This is a genomic window from Microvirga arvi, from assembly GCF_016892765.1.
GTDB classification, from domain to species: Bacteria; Pseudomonadota; Alphaproteobacteria; order Rhizobiales; family Beijerinckiaceae; genus Microvirga; species Microvirga arvi.
In genome coordinates this window covers 85034-108337 of record NZ_JAFEMD010000020.1, presented here as the reverse complement: position 1 = coordinate 108337, position 23304 = coordinate 85034, and the positions used below count along the sequence as shown (strand labels likewise).

Sequence of the window (23304 nt, the reverse complement as noted above, 5' to 3'; positions counted from 1 at the left end):
TGCACGCGGGGTGAAGCATGTCGGAGCAAATTGAACGGGGTGGGCGCGCGACGGGAAGCGCGTGGCAGGCCTTCGCCATCGACCTAGCCCATTGCATTCGCTTCTATTCCCGTCTTCCCGTGCCAGCCCTGCCGTGGGAGCAGGACGCCCATGCGCTGCCTAGCTTTCCGCGTTTGGTGCGGGTCATCCCGCTCGCGGGCCTCGTCATCGGCCTTCTGCCGGCGGCCGTGCTGGGCTTCGCCATGCTTCTCGATCTCGGGCCCTGGCTTGCCGCCGCCCTCTCGGTCGCCGCCATGGTGCTGACGACAGGAGCCCTTCATGAGGACGGCCTTGGCGACACAGCCGACAGCTTTGGCGGCACGACCATCGAGAAGCGCCTGGAGATCATGCGCGACAGCCGGATCGGCTCCTTCGGGGCCTCGGCGCTCTTCCTAGCGCTCGCATTGCGGATCGGCGCCCTGGCGACCCTTGCCGCACGCGTCGATGGCGAGGTCGCCATTGCAGCGGTCCTGATCGTGGCGTCGCTCTCCCGCACGGCGGGCCTCATGCCCCTCGTGTTCCTGCCCCCGGCCCGCCGGGACGGCCTGTCCCAGGCCGTCGGGCAGCCGGCGCGGGAGACATTCTGGTTTGCAGCCGGGATCGCAGGGGCCATCGCGGTCGTGCTGGGCGCACTGGCCGGACTACCGTCTGCCGGGATCGCCCTGATGCTCGTGCTCTCCGGCCTCTCGGGCCTCGCCCTCACACGTTTTGCAGCACGCCATCTCGGAGGTCAGACGGGGGACATCGCGGGCGCCGCCCAGCAGGTGGCGGAGATCGCCGCGCTGATCGGCCTCTTGACCGTTCTCGAAGCGTGACGACATGAAGTCTAGAAGTGCCTCCACTGACGTGGAATCACTTCTCTTCTTTGCTTGGCCGCGCTTTTTTGCGGCGAACCGGACCCACTTCGCTAAAAAAGCGCTCTACCATGACCCGCGTTTCCAGCCCCTGCATCCGCGTCTGCACCCTCGATCCCGAGACGGGTCTCTGCGAAGGCTGCGGCCGCACGCGCGAGGAGATCACCCGCTGGTATCGGATCCCCGAGGAGGAGCGCCTATCGATCATGGCCGGACTGCCGGAGCGCATGCGCCAGGCCTTCTCCCTCGAATCCTCCCTTACGCCCCAACCGGACAAGGCGGATTGATGCCGGGCATCCGCGGAGCAGGCCTTCTCCTTCTGATCGGCGCCCTCCTTGTGGGCGTGTTCGCCGAGGACCCCATCGGCGAGTTCTCGGCCATGGAGGCCGCTGGCCTTCTGGCCTTGAGCGGCCTGTCCCTCCTCATGGCGGCGTCCATCGTCGAGGGTTTCGCCCGCCACTGGACGTACGGGGTGCAATCCATTGCCGTGAGCGGCGGCGTTCTCATCGCCCTGCTCGTCACCTACGCCTCCCGCAGCGAGCTGCAGACCGTGCTCGACCGCGCCATCGGCGACATCGCGGTGGGCCGCACCGTCGTCACGCCCGAGGGCCAGGTGGTGGCGGCAAGGCGGATGGACGGGAGCTTCCTGGTGCAGGGCGAGGTAAACGGCTTTGAGACCCGCTTCATCTTCGACACGGGAGCCAGCACCGTGGTCCTGCGCGCGGAAAACGCTGCGGCGCTGGGCTTCAACCCGGAGACGCTGAATTACTCGGTTCCCGTTTCGACCGCCAACGGAGCAGCTCTCGCCGCCCCGGTCACGATCGAGCGCCTCACGGTTGGCACGATCACGGAGCGCAACGTCCGGGCGCTCATCGCCCGCTCGGGTGTGCTCCACGCCAACCTGCTCGGCATGAGCTTTCTCGAACGGCTGGGCTCGTACGAGGTGCGGGGCAATAGGTTGATTTTGCGCGGGAAGGACAGCGCCAGCTGACACGCTGTCATCCCGGACGCAGCGTAGCGGAGATCCGGGATCGCTTGCAGGATATGGCGCGTGTCTCCCTCTCCCTGAGGGAGAGGGTTGGGGTGAGGGGTTACAGGTTGATCCGGAGGGGACACTAACCCCTCACCCGCGCCTTCCGGCGCGACCTCTCCCACGAGGAGAGGTAAAGAGGAGCCACTCTCGTCTCACGATCCCGGATCGCCTGCGGCGTCCGGGATGACCACCAACTATTCCGCCGCAGCCAGCCGCGCCTCCAGGGCCGCCGCCTCCCGCGACACATGCGCCACCGCATCGCGCAGGGTCTGCAGATTCGCGCCCGGCTTGACCGCCTCGGTCGCGAGATGACGGCGATAGGCGCGAGCGCCGGGACGGCCGGTGAAGAGGCCGAGCATGTGGCGGGTGATATTGTGCAGACGCTCGCCCTTCGCGAGCTGCTCCGCGATATAGGACTCATAAGCCTCAACCGCCTCGAACCCGTCGGCGACGGGAGCCGCTTCACCGTAGAGCTCAGGATCCACGGCGAGCAGGATCTCGGGCTCGTGATAGGCCACGCGGCCGAGCATCACGCCGTCGACATGCTCCAGGTGCTCGTGGACCTCGGCCATCGTCTTGATGCCGCCGTTGATGGCGATGGGCAGACCCGGACGCGCCTGCTTCAGCCGGTAGACGCGATGGTAATCAAGCGGCGGAATGTCCCGGTTTTCCTTGGGCGACAGGCCCTGCAGCCAAGCCTTGCGGGCATGGACGGTCAGCTCGTCGCAGCCGGCCGCCACCACGCAGTCGGTCAGGCGGTTCAGAGCCTCCTCCGTGTCCTGATCGTCCACGCCGATCCGGCACTTCACGGTCACCGGCAGGGAGACGGCCGCCTTCATGGCTGCCACGCACTCGCCCACCAGCACCGGCTCCTGCATCAGGCAGGCGCCGAAGCGGCCGTTCTGCACCCGGTCGGAGGGGCAGCCCACGTTGAGGTTGATCTCGTCATAGCCGAAATCGGCGCAGATCCGGGCGGCCTGCGCCAGATCCGCCGAATCCGACCCGCCCAGCTGCACGGCCACCGGATGCTCGACATCACTGAACCCGAGAAGCCGCTCCCGCGGACCGTGGATGACCGCCCCCGTGGTGACCATCTCCGTATAGAGCCGCGCCCGGCGCGACAGGACGCGATGGAACGCCCGGCAGTGCCGGTCGGTCCAGTCCATCATCGGGGCCACGGTGAAAAATTTTCGGGTCATCTCAACGCTAGCTTTTTAGGAGAGTTTTCCAACACTCTGTCCTTGCCTGGAGGCTTTTCCAATATGGTGGCTGCAATCTCAAGGAAAATAAGTGGCTGCCGGTGTCACAGAGTCTCGATGAAGGAGCTCACCGACCTTGGCAGCGACCCTAATCTTGCCGGATTGCGCTTGTGACCTGCAGTTTCGGGACCAGACGGATCCTGTGAAACCACAGCTCTGCTCGGAGGAAACCATGTCGATCAACTGGCTTGTCCTGGCTCCGGCCGATGAAGACCTCCGCATCCCCACCTACGGCCAATATGGCGGGCCAGAGTACTCCGGCGGCAAGCTGCTGAGATCCGGCGACGTTCCCGATTTCACCGTCGAGCCGATCAATGATCTCGATCAACTCTTCCGCCGGCACGACATCGACGTGCGCGAAGCGGAGAGTTCCTATCAGCAGGCCCTTGCGGATCTTCGCCTCATCAAGGGGATCCTGAAGCTGTCGCCCGATGCCGTCTCAGGCGAAGGCGACCTTTATGCAGGCGCTGCGATCCTGGCGATGATCGGGCGGATCATCGTGTCCGACCGGCACCCCGAGGTGCTGGCCCGGATCAATCTCCCGAAAACCATCGACAAGGCCATCGACCTGATCGAGCATGGCAGCATCCGGCCCGATGCGCGGGAAATCGCTGGCTTCCGTGAATGGCTGAAGGACACCGGCAGCGAACTCGCCTCAAGGCATCAGCCGGCCCTGGATCTGGCAGCGGACAAGCTGCGCGATATTGCCGACACGCTTCACGGCGCGAATGCCAGGAAGCTCCACTTCACGCTCGACGGCGATGCCTTCACCTTCACGGTCGGCGAAGCCAAGGCCTTCCTTGCGCATGCCGCGCAGGATATCGCCGCAACCTGGGACACCGACAGTTCAGGAAGCCTTGCGACGGCTGATCAGGTTCCAGCAGTGCTGCAGCAGGTCGAAGCCCTGGCTCATAAGATGGATCTACCTTTCGGCCATTGGGATTCTCTCTTCTAGGCGTGCTGGGCCGAAGGGCCGCTCAGATCACCGTCGCCACCTTCGCGTCCAGCACGGACGCCGCCGCACGAGGGTCGAGCTTGACCTGCAGGCCTCGCTGGCCGCCATTCATGAACACCTGCGCGTGCTCGAAGGCCGATTGCTCGAGCACGGTCGGAACCCGCTTCTTCTGGCCAAAGGGGCTGATGCCGCCGACATGATAGCCGGTGATGCGCTCCGCATCCGCCGGCTTCATCATCTGGGCCGTCTTGCCACCTAAAGCTGCGGCGAGCTTCTTCAGGTTGACCTCCTGGTCGGAGGGCAGGATCACGCAGGCCGGCTTGTTATCCACCAGCACCATCAGGGTCTTGAGCACGCTCGACGGCTCCGCCCCCATGGCCTCGGCCGCCTGCAGGCCGATGCGCTCCGCGTTCGGATCGTACTCGTAAGAATGCACCGTGAAGGACACGCCGGCCTGCTGCAGGGCTAATGTCGCGCGGGTGGTCTTGGACATGGCCGTGAGGGTTTAAGCCCGATCAGTGATCGTGCTTGTGCCCGTGGTGGTGATCGTGGCCGCAGCCGGGGCCGTGCTCATGGTGGGCATGATCATGGTGATGGTGATCATGCTTGTGGTCATGCGCATGACCGTGGCTGTGGGAATGCGCGTGGTCATGGCTGTGGGAATGCGCGTGGCTGTGGCTCTCGCTGTGGCTGTGCGCATGGCCGTGATGATGGTGCCTGTGGTCGTGATCGCACACATGGGTGCTGCGCTCCGGCCTGAAGGGGCGCTCCACGGGTGTCACGGTGCAGCCCTGCCCGCGCGCCAGCTCCGCCAGGGCCGGATCGTTTTCGATGTAGAGCGCATCGCCCGTGACCTCGACGAGGCCGTGGTTGCTGCCGAGATGCCAGGCAAGGCGCGTGAGGCGCAACGGGTTCTCGGCCTTGATCTCCAGCAGGGCCTCGGCGGCGGCCCTCACCTGGACGAGCTGCCCATCCTCGAGCCGCAGGGCATCGCCATCGTTGATGGTGGTCTCCATGTCGAGGTCGAGACGGATCTCAGTTCCGCCGTCGCCTTTGAGCGTGCCATGGCGACGGTTCCTCGCCGCGTGGTCGAGGGTGACGGTGTCGATGACGCGGTCGGCCTTCACGGCGGGCTTGCGGACGATGGTGGTGACGCGGGGCATGGGCTGGTCTCGGTCTGTGATCGGGTAAAGCTCAGATAGGAAGCACGGCCGGATATTAATAGGCGATCTTGTCCGGCTTGTCCGCCCAGGCGTCGAAGACGGCCTTGGCCTCAAGGCTTGGCTGGTGGTCCATGGGGATCAGGCGCTCGGAGACGGGCTTGGGGATCTCGTCGTAGATCAGGCTGTCGTCGAAGCCGATCTCCGCCGCGTCCTGCCGGGTATTGGCATAGACGATCCGCCCCACCCGAGCCCAATAGGCGGAAGCAAGGCACATGGGGCACGGCTCGCAGCTCGTATAGAGCGTTGCGCCTTCGAGCGAATGGTCGCCGATCGCCTCGCAGGCGCGACGGATCGCCGTGACCTCGGCATGGGCTGTCGGATCCTTGGCGGAGGTGACCTGGTTCCAGCCCTCGGCGAGAACCTTGCCGTCGCGCACGATCACGGCGCCAAAAGGGCCTCCGGCCCCCTCCTCCATGTGCTCGCGGGACAATTCGATGGCGCGCGTGAGATAGCGCTGATCGTCGAGTCGATGAGTGCTCATGAGGTTTATGTATCGTTCGAGGCCGCGGGAGGCGAGAAATTTCGATTGAGCCGCCCATGCTCGCGAACTTGCAGCAGCTGCGCGGTCACGGAGGCGGCGATGACCGCCGGGTCCTTGTCCTCGATGCCGGGCAGCCCGATCGGGCAGACGAGGGAGCGGATCGTCTCCTCAGGGAGTCCGAGCTCCCGGAACCGCTTCTCGAACCGCGCCCGCTTCGTGGCGCTGCCGATGAGGCCCACATAGGGAAAGTCCCGCCGCAGAGCCGCCGCCGTGATCGCCATGTCGAGGGGGTGGTCGTGCGTCATGACGAGAATGATGGAATCGGGCTTCGCCTCGGCGATCTCGGCCTCCGGGTCCCACATGCGGATGGCCTTCGCATTCAGCGGAAGGTGGGCCGGAAAGGCGTCGTCCCGGTCGTCGAGCCAGCGCACGGCAAACGGCAGGGGCGCAAGCGACAGCACCAGCGCCCGGCCCACATGGCCGGCCCCGAACAGGAGAACCGGCGTGCGCACCTCGCCATGGGTCTCGCGCCAGCCGGTCCAGCGGTCGTCGCCGACGGCGGAGGAGAACTCGCGCCTCACGCGGCCCTCCTCGAGACGGCACTCGACCTCGAACAGCCCGCCTCCGGCCTCCGCCTCGACGAGAGGCGCGAGATCCTCCATGTCGCGGCTGTCGAAAGTCTCGATCAGGATCTTCACCCGCCCGCCGCAGCACTGGCCGAGATCGGGCCCGAGGGCCTGATCGACGATCCTCGCCGGGCCACGCCCCTGCCCCAGCATCTCACGGGCGATGTCGAGCATGCGGAATTCGAGCTGCCCGCCGCCGATGGTGCCGTGGAACGCGCCATCGGGCCGCATCACCATGCGCGCGCCGACCTCACGGGGAGCGGAGCCTTTCACGTCATGCACGGAGATGAGGGCGGCGCTGCCGTGCCGCGTCACGAAATCGGTGAGCTGGCGCCAGGTTCTCACCCCATCGGCCTCCCCCGCAACGCCTCGCAGGCGCGCAGGATCGCCTCGGGCGTGGCGGGTGCGTTGAGCGGCACAGGTTTCGACGGATCGAGCGCATGGACCGCATCCGCCAAGGCGCAGAAGACGCTGTTCGCCAGCATGATCGGCGGCTCGCCCACCGCCTTCGAGCGGTAGATGGTCTCCTCCCGGTTGGCATTGGGATAGAGCGCCACGTTGAAGGCGGCCGGCACATCGGAAGCGACCGGGATCTTGTAGGTCGAAGGCGCGTGCGTGAGCAGGTGCCCCTCCTTGCTGAAGACCAGTTCCTCCGTGGTGAGCCAGCCCATGCCCTGCACGAAGCCACCCTCGATCTGGCCGATGTCGATGGCAGGATTCAAGGAACGGCCGACATCATGGAGGATGTCGGTGCGCGTAAGGCGATTCTCGCCGGTGAGCGTGTCGACGATCACCTCCGAACAGGCTGCGCCATAGGCGAAGTAGAAGAAGGGCCGCCCCGTTCCCTTGGCGCGATCCCAAGTGATCTTCGGGGTCTTGTAATGCCCGGCCTCCGAGAGCTGCACGCGGGCCGCGATGCATTTCTTCGCCATCTCGTCGAAGGCGAGACTCTGGTTGCCGATGAAGACCCGGTCGTCGCGAAACTCGATCTGCTCCTCCGGCACGTCGTAGGCTTCGGACGCATAAGCAATCATGCGTTTCTTGATCGCGCCTGCCGCGATCTTCGCCGCCATGCCGTTGAGGTCGGAGCCGGATGACGCTGCCGTCGGCGACGTGTTCGGCACCTTCGCGGTCGTCGTGGCCGTGATGCGCACGCGCTCCATGGCGATGCCGAACTCCTCGGCCACCACCTGCGCCACCTTGATGTAGAGCCCCTGCCCCATCTCGGTGCCGCCATGGTTCAGGTGCACGGAGCCGTCCTGGTACACATGCACCAGCGCGCCCGCCTGGTTCATGTGCGTGAGCGTGAAGCTGATGCCGAACTTCACGGGCGTGAGGGAAAGCCCACGCTTCATGATCGGCGAAGAAGCGTTGAAAGCCACGATCTCCTCGCGGCGCGCGCGGTAGTTCGAGGTCTCTTCCAGCGTGCGCACGAGATTGATGAGGGTGTCGGTCTCCTCCACCTCCATGCCGTAAGGCGTGAGGTTCTCAGCCCCCCGGTAGAAGTTGGCGTAACGCACGTCGAGCGGATCGTGCCCCGTTGCCCAGGCGATCTGGTCCATCACATGCTCGATGGCGAGCATGCCCTGCGGGCCGCCGAAGCCGCGAAACGCCGTGTTGGAGACCGTGTTGGTTTTCAGGCGCTTCGAGGCGATGTGGACGGCCGGCATCCAGTATGCGTTGTCCGCGTGGAACATGGCCCGGTCCACCACGCCGGCGGAGAGATCCGCCGAATAGCCGCAGCGGGCGAGGAGATCGACCGCATAGCCCTGGATGCGGCCCTCCTCGTCCAAGCCCACCCTCCAGTCGCAGCGGAAGTCATGCCGCTTGCCGGTGAGGATGAAATCGTCGTCGCGGTCGAGGCGCAGTTTGCACGGTCGTCCGGTGACGCGCGCCGCGAGCGCTGCAGTCACGGCCCATTGCGTCGCTTGGCTTTCCTTGCCGCCGAAGCCGCCGCCCATGCGGCGTGTTTCGCAGGTCACATAGGCATCGGGAATGTCGAGCACGCGCGCGACCACGTGCTGCACTTCCGTGGGGTGCTGGGTCGAGGAATAGACATGGATGTCGCCATCCTCGCCCGGGATTGCCATGGCGACCTGGCCTTCGAGATAGAAGTGCTCCTGCCCGCCGACGCGGAACCCGCCTTCAAGCTTTCCCGGCGCCTGCGCGATGACGGCATGCGGATCGCCGCGGCCATAGGCATAGTCCGGCAGCACGGTCTCCCCGCGCTCCAGCGCATCCTCGACAGTGATGCTCGGCGTCTCGGATTCGATCTCCATCACCGCTTTCTTGACGGCGCGCCGTGCGGTGTCGCGGCTGGTTGCGACGACGGCGAAGAGAGCCTGCCCGAGAAAGCTGACCTCGGTGTCGACGAAGAGCGGGTCGTCGCCGAAGGCAGGCGACACGTCGTTCTTGCCGGGGATGTCGGCGGCCGTGAGCACCGCCACAACGCCGGGGACGGCCCGCACGGCGGAGACATCGAGCGAGATCAGACGTCCGCGTGCCTTCGGCGACTGGCCGATCGCCACATGCAGCGTGCCCTCGGGCTCGCGAATGTCATCGATGTATTGTGCGACGCCCTGGACGTGCTTCACACCAGAATCGTGCGGCAGGGATTTGCGAACGTGGCGGAGCGCTTCCACAGCCCCATCCTTCCCTCGGATCTCGGGTGTTCCCGAGATCCGTTCTTGCTTTCCCAAGTCGGAAACATCCGACTTGGGTGGGGGAGGGTCGGAGCGCGTCAGCGCTCCGGGGTGGGGTGGCAGCGCGACATTCGCAGATGTGGAGTTTCCCACCCCCTCCCGCGCCTGCGGCGCGCCCTCCCCCCTCAAGGGGGAGGTTGAAGAAGCGGCGAGTTTTGGACGCTCGTTCATGGCCCTACTCCGCCGCCTGGAGCGCGTCGCGCTGGCCGATGATGCGCGTCGCGCGGGTCTCGCCCGATGCGGTTTCGCTCAAGGCCTTGAACACGAGATTGCGCGCCACCGTCGCGCGGTATGCGGCTGAGGATCTGTGATCGTCGAGCGGCTGGTAATCGCGCGCGATCGCGGCCATGGCCTCACCCCAACCCGACGGCTCGTCGAGGGAGAGGCCGACGAGCGCCCGCTCCGTCTCAAGCGCCCGCTTCGGCGTGGCCGCCATGCCGCCGAAGGCGACGCGGGCCTCAGCGATGCGTCTGCCGTCGAGCTTGAACCTGAACGCGCCCATCGCCGCCGAGATATCCTCATCGAAGCGCTTGGAGATCTTGTAGGCGCGGAAGACCTCATTCGCCTTCAGCTTCGGCACCGTGATGCGCCGCACGAACTCGCCCGGCACCCGGTCCTGCTTGCGGTAGGCGATGAAGAAGTTTTCGAGCGGCATGGTTCGTGTGGCATCGCCATGGCGCAGCTCCACCTCGGAACCCAGTGCGATCAGCGCGGGTGCGAGGTCGCCGATGGGCGAGCCGTTGGCGATGTTGCCGCCCACGGTTCCGGACGCGCGCACCTGCCATGATCCGAAGCGGCGCATCAGTTCGCCGAGATCGGGATCGATCCGCGCGAGAGACGGATGAATCGCCGCATGAGTGACCATCGCGCCGATGCCAAGCTCCTCCGACGTCTCCTCGATGAGATCGAGCCCGGCCACGCGGCCGAGCCAGATGATCTTCTCGATCTCGGCCATGCCTTTGGTGATCCACAAGCCCACATCGGTGCAGCCGGCGACCAGGGTGGCATCGGGATGCCCCGCATAAAGCGCTGCCAGCGAGTCCTCGCTCGCGGGAGCGGCAAAGAAGCGTGTTTCATCCCCGACGAGGACATCCTGTCCATCCGCAAGGGACATCAAGCCTTGCACATTCCGCTCATGGGCTATGGAGAAGGCGTCGTCGGGCTGATCGCCGCAGGCCTGCAGGGCCGCATCGACGATGGGTCTGTATCCGGTACAGCGGCAGAGGTTGCCGGCGAGCGCATCGTTGACGGCCTCGCGGCTCAAAGGCCGCGCGCCTTCGTGATAGAGCGTGAAGAGGCTCATCACGATGCCCGGGGTGCAGAAGCCGCATTGGGAGCCATGGGTCGCCACCATGGCGGATTGCACCGGGTGCAGTTCGCCGCCAGCCGCGAGATCCTCGACCGTGACCAGTTCGGCTCCGTCGATCTGGCCGAGCAGCAGGATGCAGGCATTGACCGGCTCGTAGTGCACGCGCCCGCCCCTCATCCGGCCCACGGCCACGGTGCAGGCGCCGCAATCGCCCTCCGCGCAACCCTCCTTGGTGCCGACGCGTCGCTCCTGAAGCCTTAGGTAGTCCAGAAGCGTGGTGCGCGGATGAAAGCCTGAAACCTCGACTGCTCGTTCCTGCCGCCAGAAGCGGATTGTCTCTCGTACCACGATGTTCCTCCGCCGGTTCGACCCGGCTGTCTTATGGTGGGCCGGGTAGAATGGCGGAGCAAGACCTTTTCGCCAAGGGGCGGCCGTGGACAGCCGGGGCTTACCAGGTGCCGGTATTGGGCATCGAGGCCCAGGGCTCCTGCACGGGCTTCGGCTCGCCGCGCTGCAGCAGCTCGATGGAGATGTTGTCGGGGGTTTTGATGAAGGCCATGTTGCCGTCCCGGGGCGGACGGTTGATGGTGACGCCCGCATCCATCAGTTTCCGGCAGGACTCGTAGATGTCGTCGACGCGGTAGGCGAGATGACCGAAGTTCCGGCCGCCGGCATATTCGCTCTCGTCCCAGTTGTAGGTGAGTTCCAGAAGCGGCGCCTTCGTGTCCTTGGCCTTTTCCACATCCCCCGAAGCCGCCAGGAAAACGAGGGTGAAGCGCCCCTTCTCGTTGTCGATCCGGCGGACTTCGACCAGTCCGAACTTGTTGCAGAAGAAGTCGAGGGATTGTTCGAGGTTCGAGACGCGAACCATCGTATGAAGGTATTCCATGATCATCTCCGTGAGCGGAATTCACGTGATGGCGTATTTCACCCGGAGATCAAGGGGTACCATTTTGTTGTGCGGAAAAAGCCTTGGATTTGGCCAAGATCAGGTGACTTTTAAGCGTTGCTGCTTCAAGCAGACTGGCGGTCCTTCCCCAAGGCCCTAGAACCAACGCAACTTCGTTTCAGACGGATACCCGATGCGCACCGAGACAGCACCGATCGTTCGCCTTGAGGATTATCGGCCCAGCGACTTCCTGATCGACAGTGTTGAGCTCGACGTCAAGCTGCACCCGACGGAGACCAGGGTGACCGCGACGCTCGTCATGAGGCCCAACCCCACCGGACGCTCGGATGCGCCCCTCGTCCTCGACGGCGACGAGCTGAACCTGAAATCCGTGGCCCTGGACGGGCGGATCCTGTCCGACGAAGAGTTCGAGGCTGTCCCGCAATCGCTCACCATCCCGCAGGCACCCCGCCAGCCGTTCACGCTGACGGTCGAGACCGAGATCAACCCGACGGCGAACACCAAGCTCATGGGTCTGTACCGCTCGGGCGGCAATTACTGCACGCAGTGCGAGGCGGAAGGCTTCAGGCGCATCACCTATTTCCTCGACCGTCCAGACGTTCTCTCCGTCTACACGACCCGGATCGAGGCTGACCGCGACGAGGCTCCGGTTCTCCTCGGCAACGGCAACCCTGTCGAGAACGGCCCCGTCGACGGCTCCGGCCGGCATTATGCCGTCTGGCACGATCCCCACCCCAAGCCCTCCTATCTCTTTGCCCTGGTGGGAGGCCGCCTCGGCCGCGTGTCCAAGACCTTCACGACCATGAGCGGGCGGGACGTGGATCTCGCCATCTATGTGGAGCCCGGCAAGGAGGACCGCGCCGATTACGCCCTCGACGCGCTCGAGCGCTCCATGCGGTGGGACGAGAAGGCCTTCGGCCGGGAATACGACCTTGATGTCTTCAACATCGTCGCCGTGTCCGACTTCAACATGGGCGCCATGGAGAACAAGGGCCTCAACATCTTCAACGACAAATACGTCCTGGCGTCCCCGGAGACCGCCACCGATATGGACTACGCCCACATCGAAGCGATCATTGCGCACGAGTACTTCCACAACTGGTCCGGCAACCGCATCACCTGCCGCGACTGGTTCCAGCTCTGCCTGAAGGAGGGTCTGACTGTCTTCCGCGACCAGGAATTCTCATCCGACGAGCGGTCCCGTCCCGTACACCGCATTGCGGAGGTGAAGACCCTGCGCGCCCGGCAGTTCCTGGAGGATTCGAGCCCCCTCTCCCACCCGGTGCGCCCGACCCAGTATCGCGAGATCAACAACTTCTACACCGCGACCGTCTATGAGAAGGGTGCGGAGATCGTCCGCATGCTCAAGACGATCATCGGAGACGAAGACTTCCGGCGCGGCATGGATCTCTACTTCGAGCGTTGCGACGGCACCGCGGCAACGGTCGAGGATTTCGTGAACGCCTTCGCGGACGTGACAGGCCGGGACTTGTCCCACTTCGCCCGGTGGTACGAGCAGTCCGGAACGCCCCGCGTCACGGTGAAGAGCCATTACGACGTGGCGGCGCAGACCTATCGCCTCGACTTCACCCAAAGCACCCCGCCGACGCCGGGACAGGCGAAGAAGGAGCCGATGGCCATTCCCGTCGTGCTGGGCCTTGTCTCGCACGACGGATCTCCCGTGAACGCCGCCTGCGACCGGGTGAATGAGCGCGGCGTGTTCCTGTTCGACAAGCCGGCCGACAGCATCACCTTCACGGGCGTGACATCCCTGCCCGTTCCGTCGCTCTTCAGGGGCTTCTCGGCCCCTGTGAGGATATCCCTCGACCTGCCGAACGAGGAGCTGCTCGTTCTCCTCCGGCACGATCGCGATGCCTTCAACCGCTGGCAGGCGGCGCAGACGGTCGCCATGAGGCTGCTGACCTCGCTCTCGAAGGAGGGCTCCCTGGCGGATGATACGGTCGGCGCATTCTCGTCGGCCCTGTGCTCCTTCATCGACAGGGATGCGGAAAGCGATCCGGCCTTCGCGGCGCTGGTCATGACCCTCCCGAGCGAGGCCGACATGGCCCAGGAGATCGGCAACGATGTGAATCCGGACGCCGTTCATCGCGCCCGCACCGAACTGCGTCGTCGCATCGGCCAGGCCTGCAGAAAGCGCATGCAGCACTTTTACGAGACCCTCGCCGATCTCGGTCCCTACAGTCCCGATGCGGCGAGCGCCGGACGCCGCTCGCTGCGCAATGCATGTCTCGACCTTCTCACAGCCGCCGACCCACAGGCCGGCGAGGCGTTCGCCCTGGCGCAGCTCGACTCTGCGACCAACATGACGGATCGGCTTGCCGCGCTCAGCGTCCTGACGACCATACCCGGCCCGGCGCGCGAGGAGGCCATCACCCGGTTCGGCGAGCGCTACCGCAACGAACCGCTCGTGATCGACAAATGGTTCACGTTGCAGGCAGCCATTCCTGAGGATGGAACCCTCGAACGGGTGAAAGGCCTCATGGAGCATCCCGCCTTCTCGTTGGGCAATCCCAACCGGGTACGCTCGCTGATCGGCAGCTTCGCCATGCTCAACCAGGTTCAGTTCAACCGGGCCGATGGCGCAGGCTACCAGTTCCTGGCCTCGATCGTCCTGCGCACGGACGAACTGAATCCTCAGCTGGCGGCGCGACTGCTGACCGCTTTCAGCACGTGGCGCATGATGGAAAACACCCGCCGGGAACATGCCGAAAAGGCCCTTCGCTCCATCGAACAAAAGCCCAATCTTTCCCGCGACGTAGGCGATATCGTGAGCCGCTCCCTCGAGGCGGGCCAATCGAAATAGGCTATATGTTTGAAGAGGTTATCGGGTTTTCCCTGATTTCCCCAAGGGAAGATGGGATAGGAAATTTTTTATTAACCTTCGGGTTCTACTAACTAGACAAATCACCCGCTCAAGATTCTATTGTTAGTGATTCGGAGAGATGCGGCACGTCCTCCGAAACAGGACGCAAATGGTTCCGGAGGAAGCATCGCATGGCGGGGGCGGTGACCGCATGCGTACCCGCGCGTGCGGGTACGATTCTAGGGGTGACGCGATCAGACGCGAACCTGACCTATCGGCGGCTCGAGCGATATGAGCCCCTGCTCCGCTTGGCCGTTCCGGCTGTCCTGATCCTCTTCCTCATTACCCTTGCCGGAAGCGCGTGGATCCAGATCCGCGACGGCCGCAAGGACACGCTCTTCGACGCCATCAGCGACATCGACATCATCGCATCGCTCTCCGCAGCAAAGCTCGGCGCCGTTCCTGCCCTGCGGGACCGCGCGCAGGCTGCGGCGCATCTGGAGCACCTTGCCAGGGACATGCCTCCGAGCGCACTGACGCAGAGCCGTACGCTCATGCTGGTCGATCAGGCCGGCACCATCCTGGCCGCCTATCCGCCGATGCGGGATATCCCCGGCAAGCTCACCGATATCCTGGGCGATGCGCAGCCGCTGATGCTGTTCGCGGACCGCGCCGGCGTCATGACGATCAGGCTTCCCAACGGCATCGAGGGCATGGCGACCGTGCGCTCGCTTCCTGCCTCGTCCGGACAGATCGCGCTCGTGCAGCCCACACCTCATATCCTGTCCGGCTGGTGGACGCGCACCATCGGCCACGTCTCGCTGCTCGGCGCCACGATCCTGGTGCTGCTCGGCATCGGCGTGGCTTATGTGATGCAGTCGAACCGCGCGCGTGCCGCCGACGAGGTCTGCGAGAAGGTGCGCGACAGGATCGACTCTGCCTTGAACCGCGGACGCTGCGGACTGTGGGATTGGGACATCGGCCGCGGACGGATCTATTGGTCCGATTCCATGTACGAGCTCCTCGGCTACGAGCGCCAGGACGAGTTCCTGTCCTTTGGCGAAGTGAACACCATGATCCACCCTGAGGATCAGGACCTCTTCACGCTGGCCGAGCAGCTCGCGTCCGCCAGCACCTCGCTCGTCGATTACGAGTTCCGCATCCGCAGCATCACGGGCGACTGGGTGTGGCTGCGCGCCCGCGCCGAGCTGATGAACGATCCCGACGATGCGGCAAGCCATCTCGTCGGCATCGCGGTGGACGTGACCGAGCAACGCGGCCTGGAAGAGAAGACCGCCAAGGCGGACGCACGGCTCCACGACGCTATCGAGGCGATTTCCGAGGCCTTCGTTCTCTGGGACGCGAACAACAACCTCGTGCTCTGCAATTCCAAGTTCCAGAAGCTGCACGAGCTGCCGGCCGATGCGCAACTGCAGGGCAAGTCCTATGCCGAGGTGATGGCTTTGGGCCGTCCGCCGGAGGTGCAGCACCAGTTCCTGCGCCGCGAGCAGCAGGATGTGGGCGCGCGCACCTTCGAGGCCCGCCTTCAGGACGGACGCTGGCTGCAGATCAACGAGCGGCGCACCAAGGATGGCGGCTACGTGTCGGTGGGCACGGACATCACGGCGCTCAAGCGCCATGAGCATCGCCTCGTCGAATCCGAGAAGGAGCTGATCGCCACCGTTCTCGATCTCAAGCAGTCGCGCCAGAAGCTCGAGGCGCAGACTCACCAGCTCGCCGATCTTGCCGAGCGCTATCTCGACCAGAAGGCACAGGCCGAAAGCGCCAACCGCGCCAAGTCCGAATTCCTGGCCAACATGAGCCACGAGCTGCGCACGCCGCTCAACGCCATCATCGGCTTTGCGGAAGTGATGCAGAGCGGCATCTTCGGCTCGCTCGGCTCCGACAAGTACGAGGAATACTGCTCCGACATCCGCTCCAGCGGCGAGTATCTCCTGTCGGTGATCAACGACATCCTCGACATGTCGCGCATCGAGGCAGGCCGCACGTCTCTCACCAAGCAGCCGATGGAGGTTCACGCCTCGATCCAGCGCGCCCTCAAGCTGGTGGGCGAGCAGACCAAGGCCAAGAACCTCTCCGTCACCGTCGACGTGAACCCCGAGGACATCGTGGTGCCCGCAGACGAGCGCGCCCTGCATCAGATCCTCGTCAACCTGCTCCAGAACGCGACCAAGTTCACGAGCGAGGGCGGCTGCATCACGGTGCGGACGCGCCAGGCCGGCAACGCCGTCAACATCTATGTCGAGGACAACGGCATCGGCATTCCCGACCACGCCCTGCACAAGCTCGGCCAACCCTTCGAGCAGGTCGAGACCGAGTTCTCGAAGAGCTACAAGGGCTCAGGCCTCGGCCTCGCCATCGCCCGCTCGCTCACCGAACTGCACGGCGGCTCACTCCGCATCAAGAGCCAGGAAGGCGTCGGCACCATCGTGCTGGTCCACCTGCCGCTCACGGAAAACTCCAGCGCCGAGATCGCACTGGCGGACGCGGCGGCGTAAGTAAACCCATTGTCACCACCGAACGTAAGCAGCCGACGCTGGTGTGGCGCCGGCTTGTGTCTATGGTGGGCTCGGTTGAGCCTTCTTGTCTTGGCCTGTCCGGATCTGAGCCCTAGAGCGTGTAGAACCCGATATTGGCGGCCGAGAGGGCCATTCCGGCTTTGAGCTGGGCGAACTGGATCTGGGCAGCACCGCCGACGCCGTCGGCATCGTAGGAGAGCGCGCCGGTGGCCTGGTTGTAGATGATGCGGTGATCGGCAGTGGTGGCCGCCGATCCGAGCGCGAAGGCGCTGCCCTTGAGCGCTAGGCGGATTGTGGATACGCCGCCGATCGTCTCGGTGAGCAGCGCGCCGGCCAGGTTCTGGAACACGGAGGTGGCGAGTTCGATGCGGTCGCCCTCGGCTGCGTTGAAGTCGAGGATCTCGTCGACGCTGATCGTCCCGGGCACCACCGCCGTCTCGAACCGGAAAGTGTCCCGGCCCGCGCCGCCCTGCAGCCAGTCCCCGCCCTCGCCGCCCACCAGGGTGTCGGCTTGCCCGCCGCCGTTCAGGTAGTCCCGGCCACCCTCGCCGCGCAGCTCGTCGGTGCCGTCGTGCCCGTAGAGCTCATTGCCCGCATGGTCGCCCTGCAGCTTGTCACCATAGGCCGAGCCCTGCAGACCCTCGATCGCCACATAGACGTCCCCGGCCGCATCCCTGGTATTGAGCGCCCGATTCAGGAGGCTTGCAACCACCCCAGACTCGGCGCCCCAATACACCGCATAGTCGTAGCCCTCGCCGCCGTCGATGAGATCTCCGCTGCCCCGGCCCTCGAGCACGTCGTTGCCGGCATTGCCCCGCAACGTGTTGCTGCTTGTGTCGCCATACAGCTCGTCATTGTGCCGGGAGCCCAGCACCTCCTCGACCGACACGAAGCTGTCGCCCTGCGCCTCGCCGGCGTTGCGGCCGAGGAGGATCAGATCCACCGCCACGCGCGAGGCCGCGCCGGAATAGTCGGCGATGTCCCAGCCCTCGCCGCCGTCGAGCTGGTCCGCGCCCGCACCGCCGACGAGCCGGTCGAAGCTATCCCCGCCGGACAGGACGTCGGCCCCGCTGCCGCCCACCAGGGTATCGTGGCCCGCTTCGCCGAACAGGTAGTCGTTCCCGTCCAGGCCCGCGACGATGTCATGGCCGCCCCGTCCGAACAGGTAGTTGTCCCCCCCGTTGCCATCGAGCGTGTCGTCATGAAACGATCCGTGCAGACCCTCGATGCTGCTGTAGGTGTCGCCGGCCGCATCTCCCGTGTTGGCCCAAGCATTCCACAGGCGCACCGTCACGCCGTATGATGCCGAGGCGTAGCTGGCATAGTCATAGCCCGCCCCGCCAATCAGCTGGTCGGCCTCCGTTCCGCCGTCGAGCACGTCGGTGCCGTCGCCGATCAGGGTGTCGAGCCCGGCCCCGCCATAGAGCCAGTCGTGGCCCGACCAGCCGCCGTCCAGCACGTCGTCGCCCTCGCCGCCCTCCAGCGCGTCATGGCCGCCGCCGCCCACCAGCCAGTCCCCGCCGGCCAGGCCGCGCAGAACGTCGTCGCCCTCTTGGCCGAAGAGCTCGTTGTAGCCCTCTCCCCCCGTCAGCGTGTCGCCGAACTGCGACCCGTGCAGACCCTCGATGCTGTCATAGCGTTCGCCGTTGGCCTGGCCCCGGTTCTGCGTTGGATCGGACAGGTTCGCCACGACGCCGATCCTGGCCGTGGAGTAGCTCGCATAGTCGTAGCCCCCTCCGCCAATCAGGCTATCGCCGCCCAACCCGCCCTCCAGGATATCGTTGCCAAGGCCACCATTCAGGATATTGGCTTTGTCGTTGCCCGTCAGTGTGTCGTTGTACTTCGAGCCGGTTAGCCCCTCGATGGAGATATAGGTGTCGCAGGCCGCATCGCCGGTGTTCCGCGAGGTGTCGGACAGGTTGGCTACAACACCTGAGGTAGCTCGATCATAGCTTGCAATGTCAAAGCCGAGGCCGCCATTGAGTTGATCGGGGTCGGCGCCACCCTGCAGCACGTCGTCGCCCGCAAGGCCGCAGAGGATGTCGCTGCCCCCATAGCCGGTCAGGATGTTGCCCTCGGCGTCGCCGGTGAGCCTGTCGTCGTGAGCCGAACCGGCCAAACCCTCGATGGAGCGGTAGACATCGCCCGCCGCCTCACCGGTGTTGAGGTTGCGATCGTTGAGGTTGGCCACCACGCCGCCGGATGCCTGCTCGTACGAAGCAATGTCGAACTTATCGCCCCCATCCAAGAGATCGCCGCCGGCGCCCCCCTTCAGGACGTCGTTGCCGTTGCCTCCGTAGAGGAAGCCCATTCCCCGAACCTGGTCGTTGCCGCTCGTGCCGATATGGGCCTCGATAGAGAAGCTCACGGTGCCATTTTCCAGTGTTAATTCGCCATCGTACCCTGAGCCGGGCCGATCGGGCCTACCGGGCAGGCTTTCGAGAATAGCCTTACCGACGGCTTCAAGAAGGTCCCGGGTGGCATCAAGAACCGTATACTCTGGAACAGGCTTTTGAGGAGGTACCTCTACATTTCGGTGGTCGCCCCATTTGAACCTCGCGTCCCACCAATCAGTGTAACCTAATATTTGACTTCCGTCGGGAAGCTCCGTCAGCTCCGAGCGAACAACCTTCGCTCCAACGAAAGAAAGTCCTCCGTTATTTACTATACTACCATCATAATATGTCGTCGTTTCCGTAATCTTCTTGGGCCCACCACCATTTTGTTTAATTTCGTACTTATAATCTAAGTAATCACCGGCCTTGACAATATCGGAATTGTTCCTTTTATGATATTCATAATAAGTACTGCTAATTTCTTTACCAGATTTATAGTACGAATATTCCTGAGTCCATGATCCATCTACATTTTCCCTATACTCTCTTCTGTATTCACCTGGCTTATCATACACTTCATGGAAGACGTCGCCATCCGCGTTAGTCTCTTCCCTCCTGTAAAAACCACTATCATAATGGTAGGATTCCCGGATTTTGAGACCACCTGGAAAGTACTCAACTACGTGTAGGCTGTTGTCAGTATACATACGCTCCGTTACTCTGCCGTCAGCCCAACGTGTTTGATAATCTACTCTCCAACGATCTCCCTGAATGAGCGTCACGGAGCCGTCGGGAGACTTGATAAGCTCATTCCTTTTCCCTTCCTCGACCACGCTGGTAATCTGTGTGCCGTCGGGGAGAGTTTGGGCTACAGTGCCATTCTCCGAGAAGACCCTACCGTCAGCGAATCTCGAGAGCACACCAGCGCCATCCAGGCCGTACATACCAGAGCCAGCCTGCGAACCGCCGTAAGTGCCGATGTATCGAGAGAAATATTCATCGAGCGCTTGCTGAATTGTAAACATCTGCTTGCCCCACTGGCGTCGAGCTTGGCATACGACCGACGTTCGAGGCATTCCGAGCAAATTTTTCGCGCAGGGACAACTCTCGCGACGGAGAGGTTTTTAGGGTTATTTAATACCTGAGCGCCTCATAAACATACGAAAAGTTTTATCTGCCCTTATGAAGCGCAACTCATGATGATCATTGCCGGAGCGGCATGCGGCTATGTACATCTCGCGTTGAACTTCACGATCCCGTTGCGCCAAAAATCGCGCTGACCTTGCGATATGTTTCCTGAAGCTGCTCCAGCAGCACCTTAGAACTCGGTAGCCCCGCCACCGTCGCAAGTCGCTTGAGGATCACGGGCGGGACCTTCTCCGCATCGAACTTCCCTTCGATGGTCAGGCGCTGCCATTGGAAGATGTCGTTGAAGAGTCGATGTGCTTCGGTGAGTACCCTTGCGTCATCTGCTGAGAGCAGGCCGAGAGACTGAGCTGCGGCAAAAGTCACTTCTGTTGAAAGGCCGGCGAGCGTCGGGTGCTTATGCGCATGCGCTAGCACCAACCCTTGTGCGATGAAGTCGAGATCGGTGAGGCCGCCGCGGGCGAGCTTCATGTCCCAAGGATCCTCGTCGCCCTTCTCCTGGGCGATCAGCTCGCGCATGGCGCGCACATCCTTGAACACGGCCTTCGGATCGCGCTTGGCGGTGAGAATGTCTTTCACGGAGCGTGTGACGTCCGTGCCGAAAGCATCATCGCCGGCGAGCACCCGGGCGCGGGTGAGCGCCATGTGCTCCCAGAGTTCGGCCTCGGTCTTCTGATAAGCGACGAAGCCCTTGAACTGCGACGCGACAGGCCCCTTGCCGCCCTGCGGGCGCAGGCGCAGGTCGACCTCGTAGAGCAAGCCGCGGCGCGTCGGCACCGTGAGCGCCGAGACGAGGCGCTGCGTAAGGCGCGTGTAGTAGACCACCGCATCGAGGCTGCGCGGTCCGGTGCTCTCGCGTCGGTTGTCGTCGAAATCGTAGATCACGACGAGGTCGAGATCGGAACCCGCCGTCAGCTCGCGGCTTCCCAAGCGGCCGAGGCCGAGGATCGCGATGCGCGCGCCCGGCACGGCGCCGTGCTCGGCTTGAAAAGCGCGGTGCACCTCTTCGAACGAGGCGCGGATAACCGCGCGCGCGATGGCGGCATAGGCCTCGCCGGTCTGCGTCGGCGAGAGAACGCCGGAGAGCAGCCGCGCGCTCGTGACGAAACGCATCTGACGCGCCGCATCGCGGATGCGATCGAGGAAATCCTCGAAATCGCGCGGCGGCCCAATGAGCTGCCTCACTTGGGCCTCGATGGTCTCGTCGTCCGTGGTGGGCGTGCCGAAGGCCGGATCGATCAGCGCATCGAGCACATGCGGCGACTGTGCCACCGTGTCCGCGAGGCGCGGCGCGGTGCCCAAAAGATCGGCGAAGAGCAGGCGCAGGCGGTCATGGGATTGCAGGATGGTGAGAAGCTCGACAGCCGCCGGCATGCGGCCGAAGGCGCGATCGAGGACAGCAAGCGCGCCGTCGGGATCGGCGGTGCCGCCGAGAGCCGAAAGCAAAGCCGGCGTGAGTTCGGTCAGCACTTCGCGGGCACGGGCGCTCTGAATGGCGGGACGGCGGCCGAAATGCCAGCCGCGCACGGTTTCCGCCACGCGCTCGGGCTCGTGAAAGCCGAGGCGCTGCAATGTGGCCAGCGTATCGGGATCGTTGTCCGAACCGGTGAAGACGAGGCTGCCCACATCGGAGGCGAGCTCCGGCCCCTCCTCGAAGAGCAGGGCATAATGCCCCTGCACGATCTTCGCCTGATCGGTCAGAGCTTTCGAGAAAGCTTTCAGATTGGGATAGCCGCAGAATTTGGCGAAGCGCTTGAGCTGCTCATCGTCAGAGGGCAGGCGCTGCGTCTGCTCGTCGGCCACCATCTGCAGCCTGTGCTCGATGGTGCGCAGAAAGCGGTAGGCGTCGGAGAGCTCGTCCCGCGCATGGGCCGTGATCCAGCCTTCGTCATGAAGCGCTTTGAGCATGTCGAGGGTACGGCGCCCGCGCAACCCCGGGCGGCGTCCGCCGAACACGAGCTGCTGCGTCTGCACGAAGAACTCGATCTCGCGGATGCCGCCGCGCCCGAGCTTGATATCGTGGCCGGCCACCGCGATCTCGTCGTGCCCGCGCACCGCATGGATCTGCCGCTTCATCGCGTGCACGTCGGCGATGGAGGCGAAGTCGAAATACTTGCGCCAGATGAAGGGGCGCAGCTCGTCGAGAAAGTTCTGTCCGAGGGTGAGATCGCCGGCGACCGGCCGCGCCTTGATGAGCGCCGCGCGCTCCCAGTTCTGACCCACGGTCTCGTAATAGACATAGGCCGAGGCCAACGACACCGCCGTCGGGGTAGAGCCCGGATCGGGACGCAGGCGGTAATCGACGCGATGCACGTAACCGTCGGCCGTCCGCTCCTGCAGCAGCTTGGCGAGTTGCTGCGCGAGGCGGGTATAGACCGTCGCGGCCTCCGAAGGGTCGCGCAGCACCGTCGTCGCCGGATCGAAGAAGATGACGAGGTCGATGTCGCTCGAGTAGTTGAGTTCCCCTGCCCCATGCTTGCCGAGCGCCAGCACCGTAAAGCCGGAGCCCTCGCCCGGCGCATCGGGATTGGTGAGATTGATGCGGCCGAGATCCGCCATCTCGGTGAGGACGAGATTCACCCCGCCGGCCACGGAGGAATCGGCGAAATCGGAGAGCACCTGCGTGACCTGCTCCGTGCCCCAGAGGCCGCCGATATCGGCCATGGCGACGAGAAGCGCGTGGGCGTTGCGGTTCTGCCGGAAGGCGCGAACGGCATCGTCCCGCGTGATCGCGCCGGAGCGCAGTTCGCGGAACAGGTTGGACTGGTTGTCGATGATGGCGCGGTGCGTCTCCTCCGGCGAGGAGAAGGCCAGTTTCGCCATGCGCGCAGGATCGTTGACGATCAGCTGCCAGAGGAAAGGGGAATGGTCGGCGAGGCCCAGAAGGAGATCGAAGAAGAGACCCCCGTCGAGCTGCTCCAGCAGGGCAGCAGCCTCCGGCTCATCGTGCACGCGGTTGACGAAATCCTTCAGCTGCGCCTTCGCCCGCCTTTGGTCAGCCACGAGCGGCGTCCTGGTCAGACGGCTGAGGAAGGAGTTATTCAAATCCGGCACGGCGGGTCTCTTC

Annotated in this window: 16 protein-coding genes; 6 read left to right on the top strand and 10 right to left on the bottom strand. The window is 64.4% G+C overall.

All coding sequences use genetic code 11. The features are described from left to right. The first annotated feature begins 17 nt into the window (after positions 1-17). The 3 genes from cobS (at position 18) to ILT44_RS14590 (ending at position 1884) form a co-directional block, all read left to right on the top strand. A complete protein-coding gene (gene cobS / locus ILT44_RS14600; RefSeq protein WP_204240327.1) occupies positions 18-854 on the top strand; it encodes an adenosylcobinamide-GDP ribazoletransferase in 837 nt (278 codons plus the stop codon). A 110-nt stretch (positions 855-964) separates the two neighbouring features. Next, positions 965-1180, top strand: coding sequence for a DUF1289 domain-containing protein (locus tag ILT44_RS14595; protein WP_204240326.1), 216 nt, complete (start codon positions 965-967; stop codon positions 1178-1180). After that, positions 1180-1884: a retropepsin-like aspartic protease family protein gene (locus tag ILT44_RS14590; RefSeq protein WP_204240325.1), complete on the top strand. Its 705-nt coding sequence runs from the start codon at positions 1180-1182 to the stop codon at positions 1882-1884. The genes ILT44_RS14595 and ILT44_RS14590 overlap by 1 nt, the downstream gene beginning before the upstream one ends. Positions 1885-2120: 236 nt before the next feature. On the opposite strand, the gene dusA is transcribed toward ILT44_RS14590, so the two are convergent. Further along, complete coding sequence (gene dusA, locus ILT44_RS14585) at positions 2121-3125, bottom strand: tRNA dihydrouridine(20/20a) synthase DusA (protein WP_204240324.1); 1005 nt, start codon at positions 3123-3125, stop codon at positions 2121-2123. A gap of 232 nt (positions 3126-3357) precedes the next feature. Here dusA and ILT44_RS14580 point away from each other — a divergent pair, with 232 nt between their 5' ends. Continuing rightward, entirely contained in the window at positions 3358-4140 is a 783-nt protein-coding gene (locus tag ILT44_RS14580) for a hypothetical protein (protein ID WP_204240323.1), read from the top strand. 22 nt (positions 4141-4162) lie between these two features. Here ILT44_RS14580 and ybaK read toward each other — a convergent pair whose 3' ends face one another. From ybaK to ILT44_RS14545, 7 genes are all read right to left on the bottom strand, one after another. Beyond that, positions 4163-4633, bottom strand: a complete 471-nt coding sequence (gene ybaK, locus ILT44_RS14575; protein WP_204240322.1) for a Cys-tRNA(Pro) deacylase — start codon at positions 4631-4633, stop codon at positions 4163-4165. Between the two features lie 22 nt (positions 4634-4655). Further along, positions 4656-5303, bottom strand: a complete 648-nt coding sequence (locus tag ILT44_RS14570) for an urease accessory protein UreE (protein ID WP_204240321.1) — start codon at positions 5301-5303, stop codon at positions 4656-4658. Positions 5304-5358: 55 nt separating this feature from the next. Next, positions 5359-5844 carry a nucleoside deaminase gene (locus tag ILT44_RS14565; protein WP_204240320.1) on the bottom strand — a complete coding sequence of 162 codons (486 nt, stop codon included), beginning with the start codon at positions 5842-5844 and terminating at the stop codon, positions 5359-5361. A 5-nt stretch (positions 5845-5849) separates the two neighbouring features. After that, a complete protein-coding gene (xdhC, locus tag ILT44_RS14560) occupies positions 5850-6815 on the bottom strand; it encodes a xanthine dehydrogenase accessory protein XdhC (protein WP_204240319.1) in 966 nt (321 codons plus the stop codon). Next, a complete protein-coding gene (xdhB, locus tag ILT44_RS14555; RefSeq protein WP_204240318.1) occupies positions 6812-9343 on the bottom strand; it encodes a xanthine dehydrogenase molybdopterin binding subunit in 2532 nt (843 codons plus the stop codon). Before xdhB ends, xdhC begins: the two co-directional genes overlap by 4 nt. 4 nt (positions 9344-9347) lie before the next feature. Further along, positions 9348-10829 (bottom strand): xanthine dehydrogenase small subunit, encoded by a 1482-nt coding sequence (xdhA, locus tag ILT44_RS14550; RefSeq protein ID WP_204240317.1) that lies wholly within the window; start codon positions 10827-10829, stop codon positions 9348-9350. Positions 10830-10929: 100 nt separating this feature from the next. Continuing rightward, the gene (locus tag ILT44_RS14545) at positions 10930-11370 is read right to left on the bottom strand and encodes a VOC family protein (RefSeq protein WP_204240316.1); all 441 of its coding nucleotides are present in this window, start codon (positions 11368-11370) and stop codon (positions 10930-10932) included. Positions 11371-11563: 193 nt separating this feature from the next. Between ILT44_RS14545 and pepN the strand changes: the two genes are divergently transcribed. Both pepN and ILT44_RS14535 read left to right on the top strand, forming a co-directional pair. Further along, positions 11564-14215, top strand: a complete 2652-nt coding sequence (gene pepN, locus ILT44_RS14540) for an aminopeptidase N (RefSeq protein WP_204240315.1) — start codon at positions 11564-11566, stop codon at positions 14213-14215. 245 nt (positions 14216-14460) lie between these two features. Then, complete coding sequence (locus ILT44_RS14535; RefSeq protein ID WP_204240314.1) at positions 14461-16734, top strand: PAS domain-containing sensor histidine kinase; 2274 nt, start codon at positions 14461-14463, stop codon at positions 16732-16734. 112 nt (positions 16735-16846) lie between these two features. Here ILT44_RS14535 and ILT44_RS14530 read toward each other — a convergent pair whose 3' ends face one another. Both ILT44_RS14530 and ILT44_RS14525 read right to left on the bottom strand, forming a co-directional pair. Further along, positions 16847-19123: a calcium-binding protein gene (locus ILT44_RS14530; RefSeq protein ID WP_204240313.1), complete on the bottom strand. Its 2277-nt coding sequence runs from the start codon at positions 19121-19123 to the stop codon at positions 16847-16849. Positions 19124-20339: 1216 nt separating this feature from the next. After that, positions 20340-23291, bottom strand: a complete 2952-nt coding sequence (locus ILT44_RS14525) for a bifunctional [glutamine synthetase] adenylyltransferase/[glutamine synthetase]-adenylyl-L-tyrosine phosphorylase (protein ID WP_204240312.1) — start codon at positions 23289-23291, stop codon at positions 20340-20342. Between the last annotated feature and the right edge of the window lie 13 nt (positions 23292-23304).

Coding starts and splice junctions, on each gene's coding strand:
- cobS (WP_204240327.1), top strand. CDS start 18: ATGTCGGAGCAAATTGAACGGGGTGGGCGCGCGACGGGAAGCGCGTGG.
- ILT44_RS14595 (WP_204240326.1), top strand. CDS start 965: ATGACCCGCGTTTCCAGCCCCTGCATCCGCGTCTGCACCCTCGATCCC.
- ILT44_RS14590 (WP_204240325.1), top strand. CDS start 1,180: ATGCCGGGCATCCGCGGAGCAGGCCTTCTCCTTCTGATCGGCGCCCTC.
- dusA (WP_204240324.1), bottom strand. CDS start 3,125: ATGACCCGAAAATTTTTCACCGTGGCCCCGATGATGGACTGGACCGAC.
- ILT44_RS14580 (WP_204240323.1), top strand. CDS start 3,358: ATGTCGATCAACTGGCTTGTCCTGGCTCCGGCCGATGAAGACCTCCGC.
- ybaK (WP_204240322.1), bottom strand. CDS start 4,633: ATGTCCAAGACCACCCGCGCGACATTAGCCCTGCAGCAGGCCGGCGTG.
- ILT44_RS14570 (WP_204240321.1), bottom strand. CDS start 5,303: ATGCCCCGCGTCACCACCATCGTCCGCAAGCCCGCCGTGAAGGCCGAC.
- ILT44_RS14565 (WP_204240320.1), bottom strand. CDS start 5,844: ATGAGCACTCATCGACTCGACGATCAGCGCTATCTCACGCGCGCCATC.
- xdhB (WP_204240318.1), bottom strand. CDS start 9,343: ATGAACGAGCGTCCAAAACTCGCCGCTTCTTCAACCTCCCCCTTGAGG.
- ILT44_RS14545 (WP_204240316.1), bottom strand. CDS start 11,370: ATGGAATACCTTCATACGATGGTTCGCGTCTCGAACCTCGAACAATCC.
- pepN (WP_204240315.1), top strand. CDS start 11,564: ATGCGCACCGAGACAGCACCGATCGTTCGCCTTGAGGATTATCGGCCC.